A 19,797-nucleotide genomic window follows, 5' to 3' on the forward strand; every position below is an offset into this window, starting at 1 on the left:
GGTCAGGCGGCGTGTGCGCGAGGCGTCCATGCCGGACGTCCCGGAACCGCCGGCAACCTGGTGTTGTCCAGCGGGTCGAGCGCCCGCCCGGCGCGCCCTTCGCAACGCCGCAGCGCCGCCGTGGTGAGTGCGTTCGGCAGGGCGATCAGGGCCATGCGCGTCCAGGTGCCCTCGCGCTCGGGGTGCTTGGCGAAGTGCTCGCGCAGCCGGGTGGCGAGGGCCGGATCGGTGCGGTGGATGCTGCCGACGTACCGGACGGTGAAGTCGTGGTCGCACGGCACGTAGACGCCGGTGCGCACGTTCGCCCACCGGCGGCCGTCGAGCACCTCGGTGATGGGCACCACCATGGGCAGCAGCCAGCCGCGCTCGACCCCGCCGGTGGCGCTCTCGGCGCGCATGAGCTGGTCGAGGTGGTCGGCGATGTCGGCGGTCAGCACCACGGGGCGGCGGCTCACTGCTCCTCCTCCCGGTCGGCGCTGGCCAGACGGGTGGCGAGGCCGCGGATGCCGTGGATCGTCTCCCAGGATTCGAGCCTTTTGACCGCTGCGGTCAGGCCCGGGATGATCTCTCCGCGCGGGTCCTTCCAGCCCCGCTCCTCGATGATGGCGGCCGGCGCGCCGTCCTCGCGGCGCCCGAACATGGTGTTCAGGCGGGTGGTGACAGCCTCGGCCTCGTCGCGCAGCTTGTCGGTGTCCTCGGCGAGCTGGGTGGCAGCCGACTGGTCGGTGCGCACGGGCAGCTTGCTGAAGGCGATCGCGCGCAGCGCCACGGGAGTCATCCGCTCTTCGTCCGTGGGTGCGATGGAGTGGTCGAAGGCCCCCCGGCCGTCGTCGACCGTGCGGACGGCGAAGCCCCTGCGGCCGTCGAAGACGGCCTGGACGAGCTGTTCGAGGCCGTGAGGGGTCCTGAGCAGCCTGCCGATGATTGCGGCGGGCTCGTTGGCGTTGCCCTTGCCCGCCCCGTGCTCGCTGCGCCCCAGCAGGACGCTCCCGCCGGCACCGCAGGTCAGGTAGAAGGCCGCGCGCAGGGCGACATGGCGGGTGGCCGGGCCGGCCCCGGACTCCGTGCCGGTGCGCGATTCCTTTACCTCTGCGCGGGCGTCTGCGGCGATCTTTTCGAAGGGGCGCGGGTCAACGGGGAGGTCTCGCAGCAGGCGTCCGCGCAGAGCCCGCTCCAGAGCCGAGATCAGGCCGGGGCGCGCCGTGTCGAGCGGCAGGGCCCGGCCGATGAGGTAGGCGGCGATGTGACTGCGGGCGTCGGTGCGCTCCTTGCCGGAGACGTCGAGCGCCGAATCCTCGCCGGGCGCCGCGGAAGACTTCTGCTCCGACACGCCGCGGCTGCGCAGCGCGGCGGTGATGACCTTGTCGTTGGGGTGCCCGGGGTTGAGCATGACGCTGGCGGCGACGAGGGCGACCACGTCGTCGGGGTGGATGCCGGCGGGCAGGGTCGTGGGGGTCGGGTCGTTGATCCAGCCGCGGACCTCCGTCCCGGTGGTACCGGGCAGGGTGGCGAGCAGGCCCTTGCCGTGGAGGCGGTTCAGGACGGCTTCGGCGCGGATCTGCCAGCGGGAGTCGGCGCTGAACTCGGTGGGGCGGTCGATGTGCTGCTGGGCGACGACGCGTCGGCGGGCCTCGTCGAGGGGCGCTCCCTGCACGGACAGGACGATCTTGGTGGCGGGCATCACGGCCCGCACCAGCAGGTTCTCCTCGGCCTCGGAGAGCGGGGCGCCGCTGTCGACCTTCCCGGCCACCGACAGCAGCGCGGCGCGGTGCTTGTGCAGCGGGTGTGCGCGCAATTCGTAGGTGGTCGTCGGGACCGTGCCCAGGGCCTTCAGGACGTCGATGTACTTGATGCCCTGGGCCGTCTGCGCGAAGTAGGTCCGGCCGTAGCAGTCGGTGGTGTCGAAGCCGCCGGTCCACGGTTCGCCGGGGAAGCCGATCAGCAGGGGGAAGACGATGCCCCCGGTGTGGATACCGTTCGCCGCGATGTCGGGCCCGTAGCGGTTCTCCCGCTCGATCTCGTCGTCGATCTTGCGGATCTCGGCGTGGAAGAACGTCTCCGCCTCCTGCAGAGTGCCGTGCTCGCGCAGGTCCAGGATGCAGGCGGTGCCGACGGAGTTCGTGGTGTACCGGGGGAGGCTGAACTTGCGGGCCGCGCGCTGGTCCTCCACCCGCAGGTTCTCCGGGGCCCGCAGCAGGCCGGCCACCAGCAGGTCGAGGGTCAGGCAGTCGCCGACGACACCGGTGGTGAGGATCTCCCGGCGCAGCCGGGAGGACTTGAGCCTCTCGACGGCCTCCTGCGGATCGGCGATGACCAGCGCGGCGGTGGAGGCGATCTCCAGGGGCAGCCCGCGGGCGACCAGATGGTCGCGGACGGTCCGGTACTGGGGCCAGGACAAGGGGGCGATCTGGGAGGCGCGGGTGCGCAGTTCCAAGGCGCGCGCGGCCGGTGCCGCCGAGGCTGCGGGGGTTTCGTTCATGGCAGGGCCTTTCGGGGCGGGGCGTGCGGGTCGAGCACGCCCGGTGAGGGCGTGCGATCAACGCACGGGGCCAGGCCCCGGGCGTTTCCGGCTTCGCGGTCCCGACAAGCCGTCGGGCCGGTGGACGGAGCGCGCGCGGGAGCGGTCCCTGGATTTCGGCAGCCACGGCAGGGCCGTGCGGTACTCGCCATGCGTGACGCAACGTCATGCGGAGGCGCTCAGGAAGCTCCCGGCGAACCATCGCCAGAGCAGCAAAGTATCAACTCCGCCTGGGCCAACTCGCATCGCTCGCAAATAACTTGACGCTCAATCAGAATCTGCGGTAGATGGCCTGCACCGGACGGTTGGCACATCCGCTATCTGGGAGCTGATCGGCTTTAGGGCCTTCGATGCGTTGGACGTCGATCTACCGGGGGCCCGGCCCGGGCACCCGGGGCGAGGCCGGGTCGCGTCCGGGCGTTCGGTTCGGCGGCGGGGACGGTGGCGTGCCAGGTGCCGCGGCGCAGGTGGAGGGTGCCGTCGGGGTCGGCTTCGGCGGTGGCGCCGTAGGCGGGCAGGCGGCCGTGGGTCAGCCAGTGGTGCCGGATGGTGTCCAGTTCGTCCCACAGCCGGCGCGGACCGCCCTGGTGGACGAGTGCCGGTTCGCCGGCCGGGGCGGTGGCGCGGGCCCACGACCCGTCGGGGTGGACCATCACCGCGGTGCGCACGCCCTGTTCCTCGGTGCAGTCGTGCCGGACGCCGGGGACGGCCAGGGCGTAGGCGCTCATGAGTTCCCAGGACTGCTGGACGTCGACCACGGGGTAGCGGCTGGAGGTGACGTCGCCCTCTGCCGTCCAGGCGTGGCGGGTGCTGGTCGGCGGGGGGTAGTTGTCGCCGTGCCGGGCGTGCATGAATCCGGCGCGCTCGGGGGTCACCATGCCGGTGGCGCTGCCGTCGGCCCGCACGTCGAGGGCGATCACCAGGCCGGTGTCGGCGAGGTTGGTGACCAGCCGTCCGCCGGGGCGCAGGGCGGCCAGCCAGGAGCCGGGGATGCCGGGCAGGGCGACGGTGGCCACGATCCGGTCGAAGGTGCCGGGCAGCGGCCCGGTGAGGTCGCAGGTGTGCAGGGCGGGGCGGTGGCCGAGCCGGTCCAGGCGTTCGCGGGCCGCCTCGCCGAGGTAGGGGTCGACGTCCACCGAGGTGACCTTCTCCTCGCCCAGGCGGGCGGCCAGCAGGGCGGTGCCGTAGCCGGTGCCGGTCACGCACAGGGTCTCGCAGGTGTCGGTGAGCAGGGCGTGCCGGTACATCGCCACCACCAGGGTGGGCAGGGTGCTGCTGGAGGTCGGCAGGCCCTCCGGATGGTCGGCGGGGTCGGCGTGGTCGGCGTGCAGCGGGCCCACCCGGGTCACCAGCGTGTGGTCGGTGTAGGCGGCCGACAGCCACCGCTGCTCGTCCGCGGCGCCTTCGCGCAGCGTCCAGCCGGTGTCGGGGAGGTGCCGCCACCACCGGGGCACGAACACGTGCCGGGGTGTTCGGGCGAGCGGTTGCGCCCAGCGGGAGGCGGGGTGCACGACGGCGGCCGACAGCGCCGCCGCACGAGGTCGCCAGTCGTCCATGGCAGGGTCAGCCCCTTTACTCGGTCACGGCCGGTTCAGTACGCCGGGCCGCACGCCTCGGTCTCGGCCGGCGCGCAGTCGCTGCCGTCCTGGTTCGGGTTGCACGCGGTGGCACCGCGTCCTCCCGGTCCTGCCGGGCGGGGGATCGACGCGGCGAGCTCCGCCCACTGCGGGCCCGCGAGGATCTGCGCCAGCGGGGCACAGCGCACGTTGCCCGCGCTCATCATCGTGCCCGACATGACGCAGGCGGCGACCGAGCCGTCCGGCAGGACGGCGGCGCGGCCGCGGGCGCAGTGCCCGCACAACTCCTCCCGGCCGCCCGGACCCGGGCCGTCGGGGGCGGCGCGCCCGATGGCGCGGACCGGGTCGACGCGGACGTCGGTGACGCCGAGCGCATGCAGCTCGGCCACGGCCTGCTCGACGCGCTGGCCTTCCAGGACGTGGACGACGGCGGCACGCACCGGGATGCCGTCGGCCATGGCGCGGGCGATGTTGGCCCGGGTGCGGGTGTACGAGCCGCGGTGGCGGGTGATGGCTTCGTGCTCGTCGGCCCGGTCGCTGTAGTAGCTGGTCGCCAGCATCACGCCGGGCCGCCGCAGCACCGGCCACAGGGCGGCGCGTACGTGGATGAGGTTGGAGAACACCTCCACCCGCATCCCGTGTGCGAGGGCCAGGTCGAGGAGGTCGGGGAGTTCGGGGTGCAGGGTCGGCTCACCTCCGATGAACTGCACCTGCCGGGCGCCCGCGGCTGCGGCCTGCAGGACGACGGAGCGCCAGTCGTCCCCGCTCATCTGCCCGTGCCCGCCCGCTGGGCCGGAGTTGTTGTAGCAAGTCGTGCAGTTGGCCTGGCAGGCCCGGGTGAGGTCGAGGACGATGCTCCGCAGCGGAGCACCGGCCCCGCCCGGGGCCGGTGCCGGGGTGTTCGACTGTCACGGTCATGGGCGGTGGCCCTTCCGGAAGGGGAGTCCGGTTCGCCGACCGGACGCGGGGCGGGGGAAGGTGCGTACCGAAGGCCGACTCCACGGTACCGAGCGCCTGCAGACGGCGGGCGGGGAACGGGAAACCGACCTCGCGCTCCGCCGGGCTCCGGCCGCTTGCGCAGGACCCGGAGAGCACCGGCGTGATGGCCGGTACGAGAGTGTCACTGACCGCTCGTCATTTCGCGGCCGTGGAGGCGCGAGCGCGTGAGCCAATGTTCGAATGCAGCTCGAACGAAAGCGCTTGAATTCAAGCGCTCTCGTTCGAAGACCGTTCGACTTCTGGGGCTTGCTCCGGAGTGCTGCCGAGCTCTGGGTCTTGTGGGATGGAGCTGGCTCAGCCCGCGAGCAGGAGCTCCCTGGCGCAGGCAGGCGAGCGCCGAGGCATGGCCCAGTGCGCCGGGGTTGCTGACACGGCTGCCGATGATGACAGGTTTGACGACTTGTCAGGTAAGTTTCATGCAGACCATCACCCGACGGCGACGGGTAGAGCAACCCGGGGTATACCCGCCAGCCTCGTTCCTTCGGGTGAACTCCGCCCAACCCGGTACGAGGCCGCAGCCGGGCTGAGACGATGGCTGCCATGACAGACCTGCGACTCGACGCGCCCGAGCTCCCAGCCCTGATCGCCATCCAGCAGCGCACGGGCCTCGCCGACGAGATGTGGCGCGAGATCGCCCCGCTGCTCGCCGAAGAAGGCATCACCGAGGAATCCGACCCGACCGACCTTCCGACCCTCCAGGCCGCCCTGGATCGCGCGGTCGCCCGGTACAACGCCGCGTTGTTCACCCCCACGGGGAAGACCCGCAGCCTCGCCGCCCACCTGCTGCGCCAAGTCGTCACCGCCGTGGCCGGTGGGGAGACCGCGCACGCCGCCCGCCTCCTTGACTCGCTCGGCCCCGATCCGACCCCGCAGCGCCCGTTCACCGGCGCGCACGCGGCGGGCTTGGCCATGCTGCTGCTGGACAACTGGTCCACCGGACCCGCCGGTATCCCGGCCGGGCTGCTGATGGGCACCGTGCTTCCGGCCGGCCACTGGCGGGGCGAACGAGCCGCGACCGACATCCTGGCCCTGGGCCGCAAGGGCCGCGCCCACCACTCGGTGCAGAAGCTCGTCATCAAGCACGGCGGCCTCCACGTCACCGACGGCGCCGCCCTGGCCCTGGCCGCCACCGTCATCACCTGGGCCGAGCGCACCGCCACCCCGGCCACCGATGTCGCCGAGAACGCTATCGGCTGATCCTGGAAGCACCGAAGGCCGCTGCCTCGCAGAATGGCGGACCTCCTGTGCGCGCCGCGTCGGCTACCCAAGCGCCAGGCCGTGCTCGGCGAGGGCGGCGAACCGGTGCTCGGTCAGCGAAGCCGCCACCTCTTGATGTTGCTGGTCCAGGAGCCGGGCCTGATCTCGATGCGCTCGACGCTCTCGGTCCTGTCCGCGCCCGGCACCGCCCGCTCCGGTACCTCGACGTGTCCGTGCGGCACCGGCCGAGTTCCTTCCCGGGCGCTCCACTGCCCGGGCGCCGCCACCCCGAGCACGAACCGCTCGGCCTGCGACACCATCGCCTTCTTCGCTGCGGCCTTCTCGGCGGCTTCGCCGGCGAGAACCCGCTTGCCGTCACGGGTACGCGCCTCGGTCATCCCGTAGCAGCTCCCTGCCATCCCCGTCCCTCGGCCCTGATCGGTTCCGCAGACCGTCCGTACCTCGATCATGCCGAACCCGTGCGGCGGCCGGGGCGATTCGCCGGAGCCCGGCGGGCTGCGCCCCACGGGTATCCGATAGTGCACGACCGCGGCGAGGGCAGACTTCTGCCCTACTTCTTACGTTCTCGGGCGCGCCGGGGCGGCGCTCTGGCACACCTGGAACTGTCAGCACTCAGGCGCGCTGCGCCGGCAGAAGGGACTCTCCGTGTCACATACCCAGCCTCCACCCGCAGTTCGGCAGATGCTGGCCCTGGCCGATTGGGCCGGCCGGGGCCAGCCGCTGACAGCGCGGGGGCAACTGCGCCGCGCCGACACGCAGAACCTGGTCGAGCTGCTGGACACCGACGAAGGACACCTGTCCCTCCAGCTCGAATGGGCACGCTGCATCGACCTGCTGCGCACCGACGGCGCCCGGATCGGCCTGGGCTCCTCCGCGGCTCGCCTGCGCGAAGACCCTCAGGCCCTGCGCAAGGTCCTGTTCGCCACCGTGCCCCGGTTGCGGGGTATCCGAGCCGGCTGGGCAATCGTGCGCCTCAACCTGGAAGGGGCGGACGACTTCAGCGCCGGCCTCGTCGAACTGTGGCGGCGCCTGCGTACCGGGCCGCTCACCGAGGCGGACGCCGTCCAGACGGTGTGGAGCGCGCTCACGGGCCGGTACCGGCTGGAGATGGACCCGCCCCCGTCCCTGGCCACCTGGAAGAAGGTGGTCGGCCAGGACGTCGTCACGACGCTCGGCCTGTACAGGGAAGTGGACGCCGTCCAGCGCAAGGGAACACGGTTCGAGCTGACGCCCTACGGGCACCAGCGGGCGGTGAACACGGTCCGCGACCACGACCTCGATCGTCGCAAGCTCGGCGAAGCCTTCATCCAGGAGGAAGTCCGCGCGCAGACCTTCCACCCCGACGGAGCCGTCACCACCGAACTCGCGCCCGCGGTGTGGACGCTGGCCCATCGCGGTTACAGCGGCTCGGGCCGACTCGACATCTGGACCTACACCAGCCGCAAGAGCGCCCTGAAGGCCGGTGCGGACCTCGCCATGGCCTGCGGCATGGACGAGAACGCCAAGGCCCGCTCGCTCTACACCGCCGGGCGGTACGAGGAACTGCTGAGCCTGTACGAGAGCGAGCACCCCGAGACGCACCTGATGCGGGTCCAGTCCAGCTTCCTGCAGACCCACGAGATGTAGGCGCACCCCGTCGTGCAGCAGGCGGGGCGGCACGGCAACGGTCTGTGGCAGCTCCGGCTGCCGTGCCCCGCCTGTGAACGGTGACCGGGGGACAGGTCAGCCGGATGCCCATCGGGTCCAGGACTCCGCTGTGGTGAAGGCATCGGCCGGGATTCCGGCGCGTTCCCAGGCGCCGGGGTAGACCTCGGCGTAGCGGCGCCCGTAAGCCGCTGCGAGGGCGGGCGGGTAGAGCAGCCACAGCGCCGGGACGGCGTGGAGCTCCAGCACGCCGTACGGCTCGCCGGGGTGGGTGAGGCCGCCGTGCAGGATGCCCTTTCCGTGCAGGAGGCGCTGCCGATTGCGCTGCTCCCGGATCTCGGCAGCCGGTCCTGCGGGAGCTCACCCGTACAAGCCGGTGCCCTTCCTCGACGCTCCGCGGCCACCGCGGGCGGCCCCGGCCGAGCGGATCGCGATCGCCTGGCCCGGGTTCGCCTCCAGCGCCCGCTGGTACTGTGCGTCCAGCTCCCGCTGGCTGACCCCGGAGCGCTTCCTGTTCTGCGAGGGCCGCTTGCCCACCAGCTCCTGCGCGGCCGCCATGTACGGGTTGTTGCCCGAAGGCCCGCTGGCCGGTGCCGGGCCGCTCTTCCGCTGGCCCTTCACCCGAGGCCGGGCCGCAGCAGCGGGCGCCGCCCGGGCGCCGAACGACTTCCTGCGTGCCTTCAGCGCCCGGTGCGGGTGCACCTCGGCCAGCTGCTCGCGCCGCGGCGGCGGCGAGGTACACGGCGTCCCGGCCGTCGCCCCGCACGCCGGGCAGTCCACGCCCGCGGCCTGCTCCGCGGTGAGCCGCCGCCCGATCGACGGCGTGATCCCGGGGCCGCGGCGGCTCTGCAGCCGCTGCTGGCGGGCGGCGGCGATGCGCTCCTTGTGCGTGCCCACCGTGCCGTCCGGGCCCGGACACCACTGCCCCGCCTCCGCGCCGCACTTCGGGCAACCCACCTCCAACGCCTCACCCGGCCGCACCGCCCCCTTGCCCGCGTGCGTGGGCACCACCAGCACACCGCGCACCGTCCGCCCGCCGTCCTCCCGCGGCACCGGAGTGGGCACCGGGCGAATCCGCTCGATCGGCACCGGAGCGCGACGCCGCTCCTTCGCCTTCCCCCGCGCCGCGCCGCTGGCACGCTGGGCCTTGAGACGGGCTGCGCCGTAGCGCTGGCGGTGGGGGTCGATGGACCGACCCTGCCCATCACGGCAGACGACCCCGGTGGGGGCGAGGCAGCGCGGGCAGGCCAGCTGCTCCGCGTCGCGGCGGCTGACCGGCGGTGAGGGCCGGCGCTCGACATGCGTGCCGCGCTCGTGCCACGTCTTCGCGTTCTCCACGGCGCCATCCTGACGCACCATCAGGTACGGCGACCGGCGCTTCACCTGATCGTGGTGGAACGCAGCACCCCAGTTGCGCGGAGAGGGCCCGCGCCGGACGGGTTCAGCGCCGCTTGTCGCGCGTCCAAGCGCCGATGCGGGCCTTTGGTCGGCGCGAAAGTCAGGTGGACGCTTCCGGGGTGACGCGGTACCCGTGTGGGGTCTTCACGACGAGGGGGGAGGGGTGGGTCCGGACCGCGATCCGGACCCACACCGGCTCGCGGTCACCTCCTTCGGCGACCGCCCCGTTCTGACCGGTGCATCGCGGCGAAGGCCAGGGCGCGCTCGCGTGGTGTGCATCCGCGGGTCATCCACAGCAGGACGCTGTAGCGAACGACGTCCCGGCCCAGTCGCAGACCGAGGTTGACGCCCGTCCACGGGGCGAGGGTCTCGGCCCAGTTCTCGGCCTGGTCGAGCAGCTCGTCGAGGTCCATCTCTTCCTCCTGATCGCGTTGGTCACTCCGACACGAAAGAGCGTCCTCTGCAGGGGAGTTGTGCAGAACAGCCGCATTGGCCGCCCACCGCCGATGCAAATCGCGTACGCTGCCGACCTGGTGCGATGACTGTGCGTGGTTGTTCTTCAGATGCTCCGGGGGTTGAAGAAGTGGCCAGTGAAGAACCGAAGTGGCTCCCTGCCGACTCGAACCGGCAATTGAAGTGGCCCACCGACACCGGGAACTGGGGCGAGCATCGCCTCTGGCTCCTGGAAGCGCTGATGCACTGGACCTGGCACCACGGGTACGACGGTCAACGCATGCAGAACCAGCAGCTAGCCGGATGGTGCAAGACAAGCGCATCGACGATCAGTGCCTGGATCAAGAACGGCGGCGTCGCATCGAGCGGCCTGGATTTCTGCCTCGTGGCCCAGGAGCAGTCCGGATGTCCGTCCGACTGTGAGCGCGGCTTCGGCGATCGCAGCCTCCTGAAGGAGCGCTACGAACGCGCCGACCAGGACTTCCAGGCTGGGAAGGACGGCGCGCACAGTCGTTCGAGCGGCCCCAGTTTGCTTCTCCCCGCCTATGACCGTCCCCTGAAGGACGTCGCCAGCAAGCTCTCCGCTCTGAAGAGAGCCCAGGAGGCCGTGCGGCAAGCTCTCCAGACCGTCACCGTGAACCCGTACGGCTTGCCTCTGGACCAAGTGACTCTCCAGCAGGTCCGGGTCGAGCGCGCGGCCGAGAAAGACGTGCTCAGGCACATCGACCGGCAGCTAGCAGGCACGGCACCGGGACAGGCCGCGGCCCTGATCGGCGAGCCCGGCGTCGGGAAGAGCTGCTCCCTGTGGGGGGTGTACGAGGCCCTGTTCAGGCGGACGGAGTTGTGCCTCGTCCTGCTGTCCGCTACCTCCCTTCTGGCGGGCCCAGGAGCCGAGCCGGACCTGCACCCGCACGAACTGCCCAAACTGCTGGAGGCGCACCGCGGCCAACCGGCCGCTGCCGTCGCCAGAGGGCGCACCGCTGCGCCTGTGCAGCGCCCGATCGTCCTGCTGCTGGACACCGCCGACCTGCTGCTGCACGAGACACAGAGCGCCCAGGACTTCACCGAGCTGATCACCGTCCTACGGGCCAGGAACATCGCTGTGGCGCTGGCCTGCCGGTCCGGTGAGGCAAACCTGCTCAAGCGAAGCCGAGACGGCGAGAAAGGCGAGGGCGCCTACACCTCCCTGCTCTCGAACATCCCGCTGCTCCTCTACGGAACCGGGAAGAAGCAACGTACGGAACGCGGCTGGACCCCGGACTCCGAACTCGGCCAGGCGATCGCCGCCTACGGGCGGATGTACGCACCGGCCCGGCAGGAGAATGACGGCCTCCTGCCGAGGATGAGGATGGAGCAGTCGCTGGCTGACGCGGCCGCCCGCGGGCTCCCGCTGAGCCAACTGATCCGCCACCCGCTGCATCTGCGCATGGTCTTCGACCTGTACAGCCCTCACGGCCCGAACGTGGCCGAGCTCGACGTCGCCGCGCTCTTCCGTGACTACTGGGACCGGCGGGTCGAACGTGACCTGCGCGACTCGGTAACGGGGCTCGACACGGTCGCGGGGGAGGAAGCACGGCAGCTGGGACGAGCGGCGGCCGAACTCGGCCTGGTCACGCTGTTCCGGGGGACCATCGAGTTCCACCGGGAGCATGCCCGCGACCTCCTCGCCTCCCGATGCGGTGTCCCGGCGGGTACCGCGGCCGCCTGGATCGGGCTGTTGATCCGCCGAGGTGTACTCAGTGAAGGCGTCGACGGGCGGGTGCGCTTCCACCACCAGGTCATCGGGGAGTACGCCGCGGGCCGGGGTCTCGCCCACGCCCGTGCCGGCTTGTCTGCCACCACCCGCCGTATCACCGAGCACCCCCAGGACCTGTACCTCGCCGAGGCAGCCCGGCACGCGTTCCACTACACCGACCGGGCCCGCGCCCACGAGTCCCGGCGGTGGTATCCGCACCTGGCGGTGCTGTCCCGGGCCGCCGCCCCGGTCGCGCGTGACACCTTCCTGCGCATCGTCGCCGGCCTGCGTCACGCCCCCTCCAGCGCCGCGGTCGACATCGTCGCCGTGATCGAGGAACCGGATACCGGCGCGCTGCACGCCGAGCACTACCTGGACGCCCTTTGCGCCATCGTCAGGCCCGACGCGGACATCTGGCCAACGGTCCTGGAGACGATCTGGAACGTGGTCGGCGTTCCACTCCGCGACGACGTCATGCGCGCGGTCGCGACCCTCGTCCTGCAACAGCGTGACGCCGCCACGCGGTTCGTCTACAGCCTTCCTCCTGGCGACCTGGTCAGGCACACCCCCGCCGCGCACCTGACCGACCTGATGCATTGCGCGCACGCCTACGACGTGGACAGCGCCGCGGACGTCTCCCAGGGCGGTACCGGGCGTCCCGAGCGCACCGCCCTTGCGACCATGCAGGAGATGCTCGACGAGGCCTTCGTCGAACGTGGCGCGCCACTGGAACACGCGCTGACCTCGCTCGCCGATCTCGCCGCCCGGTGGCCGACCCAGTACAGCGGCCTGTGTAACGAACTGCCCCGGCGCATGGCGGTGGCGGACAAAATCTCCAAGGACGCCGACGGGATCATCGCCTCGGCCGCGGCCTGCTGGGCCGCCGCCCGCGCCAACGACCGCACCACCGACACCCTCAAGGCGCTGCAGGGCTGCCTCGACGAACTGGCGACCGGCAGTCCGCCCACCGGGAGCCTGCACGTCGTTCTGCACGGCGTGGCGACGGCCCTGTGCCGTCCGGACGCGCACCCGGCCCCGCGGCTCCTGCGTTCCGCCTTGGACGATGCGACCGCCCTCGCCGTCGACGACAGCGCCGGCCGGACCGTGGCCCGCTACTTCCTGCGCCCGCTACTCCTCGCCGGTGACGCGCCCGCCGGTCTCACCGCACGCAAGTGGTGCCAGGACCTGGCCGACCCCCGGAAGGCCGGCCAGGACCCACGGCGTCCCGGCACCGTGCTGGCCCTCACCGCCCTGGGCACCCTCGGAGGCCGACGCCTGCCCGGGGCCGTAGTGGCTGCGTGCCTGCCCGACGATCCCCGTTCGGCCCGTCCACGTACTGCGACGCTCCTCCCGTGGATCAGCCCTCCCTGGGACGCCGACCTGACCGTCGCCGCCGCAGCCGGCGGGCACCACCTCGCCACCCGCGCGCTCGCCCTTCTCGCCGAAGGGACGGAACACAAGGCCCCCGAATCGCCGGTACCGGAGCAGTCCGAAGCGGCGCAGCCCGAGCACGCACAGTCCAAGGATGCCTCCAACCCGGGCAAGGGCCGCCGACGCGGCAAACAACCCCGAAAGCACCTGATACCGCCCCGTGATGAGGTCGTCGCCCGCGTGCCGGAAGCACCTGGGCTGCTCCTGCCCTGGCTCCTGCGAGACGCCGAGCAGCGCAAGGACGCCGACGCCCTCATCGGCTTCGTCCGGGCAAAGGAACAGCTGCCCGTTGGGCATCATGACGAGCTGACCAGCATCGCCGCGCACCTGACGGCACAGGGTGGCCACCAGGCGATCGCCGCCGCGCACCGGCTGACCGCACGCATGATCAGCTGCGGCACGGCGCCCCTGGGAAGCCCCGAGGATGTCGTGCAGCAGATCAAGGCGCTGAACACAAGCGCCACGGCGCAAACCGAGCTGCTCACGGCGGTCACCCGAGCCGTCACAGTGGGTCTCGCGTCGTGGGACCTGTCTGCCGCACGCCAGGTGCTGGCACCTCACCTGGACGCCGTGGTCGACCGGGCCGTGACCACGGCCGCCACGGTCGCCGATCCGGGGATCGGCCACGAGGCCTACATGCTGGCCGGGTACGCGGCGCAGCTGCTGCGGGCCCGACTGGCTGTCCTCGATGCCCGGAGGAGAGTGGCCGAAGGCGCCAACGACCTCGGCCTCGAACAGGTCGAGGCTCTGGTCTTCCTTCCTGCAGAGCTGTGTCTGCTGCCCGGCCACAGCTTGACGAGGCCGGGCAGCGTGTGGCCCCGCCGCTTCGACACCGTCCCCCGGCTGTGCGTCGACCTCCACGAGGCCGGGCACCGGCAGCACGCCGAGCGGCTGTTGGAGCGGGCAGTTACCGTGGCGACCGAGCAGTCCGGTCCCTCTGCCCGCTGGCGACACGCCGGATGGAACCCTTGGCGCTCCTACTTGCGCCTTCTCGTCGGCGAACGCTCCCGGCTGTACGACCTACTCATCGAGTACGGACCCCGGGACCATCAACTCACCCGACATCTCCTGGAAGTCGCGGGCCAGACTGTGACTGACATCTCCGCCGAACTGCACAGGCTGCTCACGGACCCGACCTGGCCCGCGGAACTGCGCGACGCCGCTCGGCGCACCGCGTCCTGGGCCGGCCGCGACGGTGCCAACCTCCGCTGGGAGACGCTCTACGAGGACACCACGGCGTCCTGAGCAGTTCGGCCGCGCACTGGCGGTTGCTCCCTCCTGCTGTTCTGCTTCTGCCGGACGGTCGGCAGGTCGGCAGGGTGCGTTCAGCCGGGCTGCCCGGGTCGGCCGGTGGTTACGGCAGGGTCCAGATTTCGGGGTCTCGCTTGCCGGCGAGCGCGTCCAGGAGGTCGTCCTCGGAGACCTGAAGGACGGGTGCGCAGCGGATGAGCTGGGAGGGGAAGGGCGGTTCGCGGCCGTCGCGGAGCCGGCTGCCGCAGCAGCGCCGGCGCAGCCCGAGCCCGGCTGCCGCTCCCGGCCGAGCAGGCTCGACCGAAGGTGCGGGGGCTGCACAGCCGGTACTCGCCACAGCACCACAGGGCCCTGATGGTCTGTCACCATGGTTCCTGGACAGCCAGCTGCCCAGCGGCGGCCGTCGGCCGCGTGATGGCCGACCAACTTCTCCCCGCGCTCGCGGGGTCGCTTCGACGTGCTCTCGTGCGTGTTCTCCCTGCATGGTGCAGGGCTCCACCCGGGCTTCGCCGCGGGTGTGCACCCCTGTCACCGTCCGCGAGGAGTTGTCGATGTTCAAGAGCACCGCCACCGGGCAGATTGTTGCCTCCGTCACCACGGCGTTCCCCGGGCTGCGGCAGGTCGCGCCTCCCGCGTGGGGCTCCGGGCCTGCCGCAGTGCAGATCGACCGGGACCTGACCGCCCGCTACAGCTGCGGCCAGTTCACCGTGCACGTGAGGGTCGGTCAGGCCGACCACCTCAGCGGCGATCCGGACGACGAGAGCCTGCAGCGGCGAATCGACGCCCATGCCGACATGACGATGCCCACGCTGCTCCCGGTCGAGTTGCCGGCCGGCGAGTGGGTGGTGCCGACCCCTGCGGCACGGGTGCACTACCCGGTGGCGTGCATCGCGGCGACCGACGCTCTGACCGCCCCCGCGTTCGCCGATGCGGTGCTCGCGGTGGTGGCCCAGGCCCTCCACTACGCCACCGCCGCCGCGGGGCAGGCCGCGCAGGCCGCCGCCGACCTGGTCGAGGAAGCCGGGTGGGCGGCCGAGTGCCCGTCCGAACAGCGGGTGGCCGTCTACGTGCGGGAGCGGGGCCGGGAGCGCGACCGTGCCCGCCACGAGCTGCAGCAGGCCGCGCGCGAGGCGCGCTGGGCAGCGGTCAAGGACGAGTTCGGCGACGTGCCTGCGGAGGAGACCGGGAGCGGGCTCTCCGACGAGCTCGCGGAGGAGGACGAGTTCGGGGAGGAGATCGGGAGCGGGTTCTGCGACGACGAGCCGCCGGTGGGGTAGCCCGGGACTGCTGCTCCGGGAATCTGGCACCGACGGCCTCCGGGGGCGCTTCGCCGGGTCCGGAAGCGGCTTGGGCCGGTGGTGCCGGCCTGGTTGAGGATGCTGACTCTGTCCGCGCGCTGTGCGTGCTGTCCGGGGCCGAGGCCCGGCAGGACGGAATCGGCGATCGCTGCGGCTGCGAACTGTGCCGGAGGTACAGGCCGGGCGGCCCGAAAGGGGAGGGGAGGAGGAAACGCCGGTGCCGGGCCGCGCTGTCGGCGCGGCCCGGCACGGTGAGCGGGTTGCGGGTCAGTCCCAGCCGTCGAAGAAGACCGCGAGGGGGTCATGGGCGGTCGTCGCGGGTTCGTGGGGGAGCGGGACGGTGGTGGCGGTGACGGGGCGGGCGCGCAGGCGGCGCTGGTGGTAGTCGAGGGGGTGGTCGCCGCTGTGGTGGGTGGGGCGCTGTCCGGGGCGGGTGTCGGTGTGGACGGGCAGGGTGTGCGGCCGGCCGTGGCGGTGCCGGTACCAGGGCGCGGCCTGCCAGGGGGTTACCTCCAGGGCTTCTTCCAGGTCGAGGTCGTGGCGGATGTCGAGGAGGACGGGGCGGCTGGGCACGCAGGAGCGGCGGCCGAGGGCGGGCGCGTAGACGGGGTTGCGCAGCGCGTCGGCTATGGCGCCGATGTGCTCGCGGTCGCCTTCGACGGCGGCGGTGAACACCGCGTCGGCGAGGTAGTAGCGGTCGGAGACGGTGCGGTTGCGGTTGCGGCCGGGGGCGGTGTGGAAGTCGCGCAGCAGGGTGCCGGGCTGGTCGGCGCGGACCCCGAAGCGCAGTTCGGCGAGGCGGGCCAGGCCGGCGGTGTCGGTGCGGGCCAGGCCCTGGGCGGCGCCGAGCAGGCCGACGACGGCGGACTTGGTGGGCATGGGCTGGGTGTCGCGGCGGCCGGTGGTGGTGGCAGCGCCCCAGGACTGCATGGGCCCGGCGAGGACGAGGAGCAGGGTGCTCACGCGGCGGCTCCGGCGAGGTGTCCGGTCGCGGCGGCGGTCGCGGCACCGGCCAGCTCCTCCAGGGTCGCCATCCGCGTGCCGAGCGGCTCGGCCGGTTCGGTGGCGGAGCCGACGCGCAGCAGCCAGGAGGCCACGAGGCCGCCGTAGGCGGCGTCCCGCTCGGCGGCGTGCTCCGCCAGCGCCTGGCAGGCCGGGCGGATGTGGCCGCCGGCGGCGGGGTGGACGGGCTCCTCGAACGCCGCAGCGTAGGAGGCCGGTTCGGTGCGCAGCTGGGCGAGGACGAGTTCGGGCTTGGTGTGGGGGGCGGTGCCGCTGTTCTGGCCGGCGGGCATGGAGGAGGTGAAGGCGGTGATCCAGGCGGCGACGGCGCGCTCCAGCGGGGTGCGCCCTTCGGTGTGCTCGGGCAGGCGTCCGAGGTTGGCGGCGAGGGCGTCGAGGTTGAGGCTGGCGTAGCGGTAGAAGGTCGAGCTGTTGAAGCCGCGGGTGCCGATCATGGTCGCGGAGGCCGCGCGGGAGAGGTCGTCGAGGGCGGTGAAGTAGTCGATCTCCTGCTCCAGGGCGTGGACGCCGATGGCCTGGGCGACCTGGACCGCGGCGTCGACGTTCAGCTCGGGGGTCTCGGCGACCATGCGGCCGAACAGGGCGACGTCGACGGAGTGGGCGGTGGAGGCGAGGTGCTGGGCGCGCTGGAGGTGGGTCTTGTGCTTGAAGAACGCGGCCGGGTCGGCGGCGGCTTCGGCGGCCAGCGCGGCCAGGGCGTCGAGCTGCGCGGCGGACAGGAACGCCAGCGCCTTGGCGGTGGGCAGCTCGGTGCCACTCGCGCCGGAGCGCTTGGGCTTGTCCAGGGTGATTCCGGCGGCGGTGACCGTGTGCTGGGCGGCCAGCGCGCGAGCGTCGGCGCCGAGGGCGGGGGCGAGGAGGGCCAGGCGGTCGGCGACGGCGGCGGCCAGGTGCACGGTGCGCACGCCGAGCTCGGCGGGGTCCAGGAGCTGGGCGAAGTAGGTGCGGGTGGCGCGCTTCCAGGCCTGGCTGGAGACGCGGGCGCGCTCGACGCCGCCGAACTGGGCGGTCTTGGGGGCGTCGGTGTCGTCCCGGTTCACGCCGTGGGAGGGCAGGGTGTGCAGCAGGTGCAGGTCGAGGAAGCGGGCGCGGCGGCGGTCGGCGGCGGTGTTCACGGGATGTCCTTCGCGGTGGTGGCGATGACGGCGGCGTCGGTGTCGGGGTCGGTGGTGTCCGGCCGGGGGGCCGGGCGGGTCTCGAAGAAGCTGGTGCTCCAGCGGCGCTGGACCTCGCGGCGGCCCCCGGGAAGGCGCCAGCGGGTGAGCTGGACGGCCAACTCGGCGTAGTCGAGCGGCACGCCGCCCTCGCGCAGGCAGCGGACCAGGGGGCGCAGCACGGTGGTCGGCAGGCCGACGGGGGCCATGCGGGTGAGCTGGGTGAAGCGCGGGGTGATCGAGGCGCTGCCGGTGGTGTGGACGAGGCGGCTCAGGGCACCGCCGAGGTCGAGGGAGGTGCCGGTGCGCCCGGGGCGGGGGGTGCGGTGCATCCGCTCTCGCTGGGACTGCTGGTGGTGGGCCCACAGCACGAGTGCGGTGCAGGCCGCGTCCAGGGCACAGCGGCGCGGGTCGTCGGCGGGCGCGGTGTCGGGGGGAAGGAGCGGGTCGAGTTCGAGGTAGGACCAGGCGGTGGGGGACAGGACGCCGTCGTTGCCGGTGCGGCGCAGGTGGGCGAGGGCGGCGCCGTCGGGGGCGTCGGCGAGGTAGCGGTTCAGCAGGCGGTCGATCTCGGTGCCGGTGGTGCGGCGGACCAGGTCGAGGTCGGGGTCGGGGCGCAGGGGTTGCACGCGGTTCCCTTCTTCTAGGCGGTGGTGAGCTGGTGGACGGCGGCGGCCTGCGTGAGCGGGGTGGAGCCGAGGTTGCGGGCGATGCGCTGGTGGAGGGCGTCGTTCAGGGCCGTCTCGAAGGCGGGGCGGTCCAGGTCGTGCAGGTAGTGGTCCCAGGCGGCGCGGACGCCGGGGTCGGCGGCCAGGTCGACGCGGTCGCCGCCGGGCAGGCGGGCGTCTTCGGCGAGCTTGTGGATGCGGTGGCGCAGCCCTGCGGCGCGGCGGGCGGTGGCGAGCAGTTGGTCGCGGACGGCCGCGTCGGCCAGGTGCGCGGCCGGTCCCAGGGGCAGCAGGGGCGCGAGGACGGCGCTGATCGCGGCGCGGTGGGCGGTGGTGTGCTCGACGCGGTGGAAGCGCACCGCGAGGAGCGCTTCGGGGTCGACGGTGCCGCGCTCGCAGGCGTCGACCAGATGCGCGAGCACCGGCGCGGCGGCGGTGCGGTCGGTACCGGGCAGCGCCAGGACGGCGGCCCACGGCGCTTCGAAGCCGCGGTCGCGGCCCCGGCCGTCGCGCCCGCGCAGGTCGAAGCGGGCCCCGCTGGGGGAGGTGGCCGCGCACGGGTCCGCGGCGCGTACGGCCGCACCCGGGTCGGCGGTGCGGTCCCCGTCGTGCAGGGCCAGCGCGGCGACGTGGCCGCCGTCGTCCGGCAGCAACCGCACTCGGCGGGTGGGCCAGGTCCGCAGATCGAGCCGCCCGGCGGGCTCCCGCTCCCGCCCGGCCGCCGGGGTGGGCGGCTGCTCCCAGGCCGGCCGGTCGCCCCCGGCGCGCGGTGCGGGCGGGTTCATCAGCAGCAGCACCTCCTTCAGGAAGGCGCCTTCCGGTTCGACCACCGCGTGGGTGGCGCAGCTGAGCATGCCCGGGTGGGACCCATACACCTTGCCGCCCTTGGTCCGCGGGTCATCTGGGTGGCCGGACTGGATACCGCCGGGGTGGACGCCCTGCAGCACGAGCAGGGCGAGCGCCGCCTCGGCCGGGGCGAGCGGCCGGGCCGGACCGAGCTGCGCCCAGTCGAAGTGCGTCGAGGCCGTGCCGGACCAGGAGCTGGCCCGCAGCGCGTGGCTGTCCCGGTTCGCCGCGGTGAGCCGGGCGCACTGCCCGAAGGGCCGCTCGGGGTGGAACAGGTCGAAGGAGTCGCGGTGCCGCTCCAGGTAGGCGGCGATCGCCGCGCCGTCCAGGGTCGGGCTGCGCCACTGCTCGTCCCACCGGGCGGTGGAGTCGGCGTCGGCGGCGGCTTCCAGGACGGCGGCCAGCAGGCGCAGCAGCACGGTGCGCTCGGTGGGGTCGGTGGTGGCCAGTTGCAGGCGGTGGGCGTGGGTGAGGGCGTCGGCGATGCCGACGTGGCGGTGGTCGGTGCCGTCCAGGACGGGAATCCAGGGGCGGCGGGTGAGGTCGAACGCGGGCACGGGGCCTTCTCGGGTCGTAGCCGGCAA

16 protein-coding genes are annotated in these 19,797 nt (G+C 73.0%); 4 read left to right on the forward strand and 12 right to left on the reverse strand.

Going from position 1 to position 19,797, the window contains the following annotated elements; translation table 11 throughout:
- Positions 1-2: 2 nt before the first annotated feature.
- The 4 genes from ACIOHG_RS26750 to ACIOHG_RS26765 all read right to left on the reverse strand — a co-directional run bounded on the left by ACIOHG_RS26750 (position 3) and on the right by ACIOHG_RS26765 (position 4,958).
- Positions 3-455, reverse strand: coding sequence for a hypothetical protein (locus ACIOHG_RS26750; protein ID WP_400954165.1), 453 nt, complete (start codon positions 453-455; stop codon positions 3-5).
- A complete protein-coding gene (locus ACIOHG_RS26755; RefSeq protein WP_400954166.1) occupies positions 452-2,479 on the reverse strand; it encodes a hypothetical protein in 2,028 nt (675 codons plus the stop codon). Before ACIOHG_RS26755 ends, ACIOHG_RS26750 begins: the two co-directional genes overlap by 4 nt.
- Before the next feature lie 377 nt (positions 2,480-2,856).
- Entirely contained in the window at positions 2,857-4,074 is a 1,218-nt protein-coding gene (locus ACIOHG_RS26760) for a hypothetical protein (protein WP_400954167.1), read from the reverse strand.
- 35 nt (positions 4,075-4,109) lie between these two features.
- Positions 4,110-4,958 (reverse strand): radical SAM/SPASM domain-containing protein, encoded by an 849-nt coding sequence (locus tag ACIOHG_RS26765; RefSeq protein ID WP_400954241.1) that lies wholly within the window; start codon positions 4,956-4,958, stop codon positions 4,110-4,112.
- Positions 4,959-5,634: 676 nt separating this feature from the next.
- On the opposite strand from ACIOHG_RS26765, the gene ACIOHG_RS26770 reads away from it, so the two are divergent.
- Positions 5,635-6,291, forward strand: coding sequence for a hypothetical protein (locus tag ACIOHG_RS26770; protein WP_400954168.1), 657 nt, complete (start codon positions 5,635-5,637; stop codon positions 6,289-6,291).
- Positions 6,292-6,404: 113 nt separating this feature from the next.
- Here the strand turns inward: ACIOHG_RS26770 and ACIOHG_RS26775 are convergent, their stop codons facing one another.
- Positions 6,405-6,689, reverse strand: a complete 285-nt coding sequence (locus ACIOHG_RS26775) for a hypothetical protein (protein ID WP_400954169.1) — start codon at positions 6,687-6,689, stop codon at positions 6,405-6,407.
- A gap of 304 nt (positions 6,690-6,993) precedes the next feature.
- Between ACIOHG_RS26775 and ACIOHG_RS26780 the strand changes: the two genes are divergently transcribed.
- Positions 6,994-7,938: a hypothetical protein gene (locus ACIOHG_RS26780; RefSeq protein ID WP_400954170.1), complete on the forward strand. Its 945-nt coding sequence runs from the start codon at positions 6,994-6,996 to the stop codon at positions 7,936-7,938.
- Positions 7,939-8,034: 96 nt separating this feature from the next.
- On the opposite strand, the gene ACIOHG_RS26785 is transcribed toward ACIOHG_RS26780, so the two are convergent.
- The 3 genes from ACIOHG_RS26785 to ACIOHG_RS26795 form a co-directional block, all read right to left on the reverse strand.
- Positions 8,035-8,205, reverse strand: a complete 171-nt coding sequence (locus ACIOHG_RS26785) for a hypothetical protein (protein ID WP_400954171.1) — start codon at positions 8,203-8,205, stop codon at positions 8,035-8,037.
- 111 nt (positions 8,206-8,316) lie between these two features.
- Entirely contained in the window at positions 8,317-9,294 is a 978-nt protein-coding gene (locus tag ACIOHG_RS26790; RefSeq protein WP_400954172.1) for a hypothetical protein, read from the reverse strand.
- 263 nt (positions 9,295-9,557) lie between these two features.
- A complete protein-coding gene (locus tag ACIOHG_RS26795; RefSeq protein ID WP_400954173.1) occupies positions 9,558-9,767 on the reverse strand; it encodes a hypothetical protein in 210 nt (69 codons plus the stop codon).
- Positions 9,768-9,937: 170 nt separating this feature from the next.
- Here ACIOHG_RS26795 and ACIOHG_RS26800 point away from each other — a divergent pair, with 170 nt between their 5' ends.
- Complete coding sequence (locus ACIOHG_RS26800) at positions 9,938-14,218, forward strand: hypothetical protein (RefSeq protein ID WP_400954174.1); 4,281 nt, start codon at positions 9,938-9,940, stop codon at positions 14,216-14,218.
- Between the two features lie 557 nt (positions 14,219-14,775).
- Complete coding sequence (locus tag ACIOHG_RS26805; RefSeq protein ID WP_400954175.1) at positions 14,776-15,501, forward strand: hypothetical protein; 726 nt, start codon at positions 14,776-14,778, stop codon at positions 15,499-15,501.
- A 288-nt stretch (positions 15,502-15,789) separates the two neighbouring features.
- Here ACIOHG_RS26805 and cas5e read toward each other — a convergent pair whose 3' ends face one another.
- Genes cas5e through casA form a run of 4 tightly spaced genes read right to left on the reverse strand, consistent with a single transcriptional unit; the run spans position 15,790 to position 19,770 of the window.
- Positions 15,790-16,485: a type I-E CRISPR-associated protein Cas5/CasD gene (cas5e, locus tag ACIOHG_RS26810; protein WP_400954176.1), complete on the reverse strand. Its 696-nt coding sequence runs from the start codon at positions 16,483-16,485 to the stop codon at positions 15,790-15,792.
- Entirely contained in the window at positions 16,482-17,660 is a 1,179-nt protein-coding gene (gene cas7e / locus ACIOHG_RS26815; protein ID WP_400954177.1) for a type I-E CRISPR-associated protein Cas7/Cse4/CasC, read from the reverse strand. The genes cas5e and cas7e overlap by 4 nt, the downstream gene beginning before the upstream one ends.
- On the reverse strand, positions 17,657-18,328 hold the full coding sequence (casB, locus tag ACIOHG_RS26820; RefSeq protein WP_400954178.1) for a type I-E CRISPR-associated protein Cse2/CasB: 672 nt from the start codon (positions 18,326-18,328) through the stop codon (positions 17,657-17,659). Before casB ends, cas7e begins: the two co-directional genes overlap by 4 nt.
- Positions 18,329-18,342: 14 nt before the next feature.
- Entirely contained in the window at positions 18,343-19,770 is a 1,428-nt protein-coding gene (gene casA, locus ACIOHG_RS26825) for a type I-E CRISPR-associated protein Cse1/CasA (protein WP_400954179.1), read from the reverse strand.
- Between the last annotated feature and the right edge of the window lie 27 nt (positions 19,771-19,797).

Source organism: Kitasatospora sp. NPDC088134, assembly GCF_044741705.1.
Classification (GTDB): domain Bacteria; phylum Actinomycetota; class Actinomycetes; order Streptomycetales; family Streptomycetaceae; genus Kitasatospora.

What these genes read in the sequence shown, in the direction of transcription:
- ACIOHG_RS26770 (WP_400954168.1), top strand. Translation starts at nt 5,635, where the DNA reads ATGACAGACCTGCGACTCGACGCGCCCGAGCTCCCAGCCCTGATCGCC.
- ACIOHG_RS26795 (WP_400954173.1), bottom strand. Translation starts at nt 9,767, where the DNA reads ATGGACCTCGACGAGCTGCTCGACCAGGCCGAGAACTGGGCCGAGACC.
- ACIOHG_RS26760 (WP_400954167.1), bottom strand. Translation starts at nt 4,074, where the DNA reads ATGGACGACTGGCGACCTCGTGCGGCGGCGCTGTCGGCCGCCGTCGTG.
- ACIOHG_RS26780 (WP_400954170.1), top strand. Translation starts at nt 6,994, where the DNA reads ATGCTGGCCCTGGCCGATTGGGCCGGCCGGGGCCAGCCGCTGACAGCG.
- ACIOHG_RS26775 (WP_400954169.1), bottom strand. Translation starts at nt 6,689, where the DNA reads ATGACCGAGGCGCGTACCCGTGACGGCAAGCGGGTTCTCGCCGGCGAA.
- ACIOHG_RS26755 (WP_400954166.1), bottom strand. Translation starts at nt 2,479, where the DNA reads ATGAACGAAACCCCCGCAGCCTCGGCGGCACCGGCCGCGCGCGCCTTG.
- ACIOHG_RS26805 (WP_400954175.1), top strand. Translation starts at nt 14,776, where the DNA reads ATGTTCAAGAGCACCGCCACCGGGCAGATTGTTGCCTCCGTCACCACG.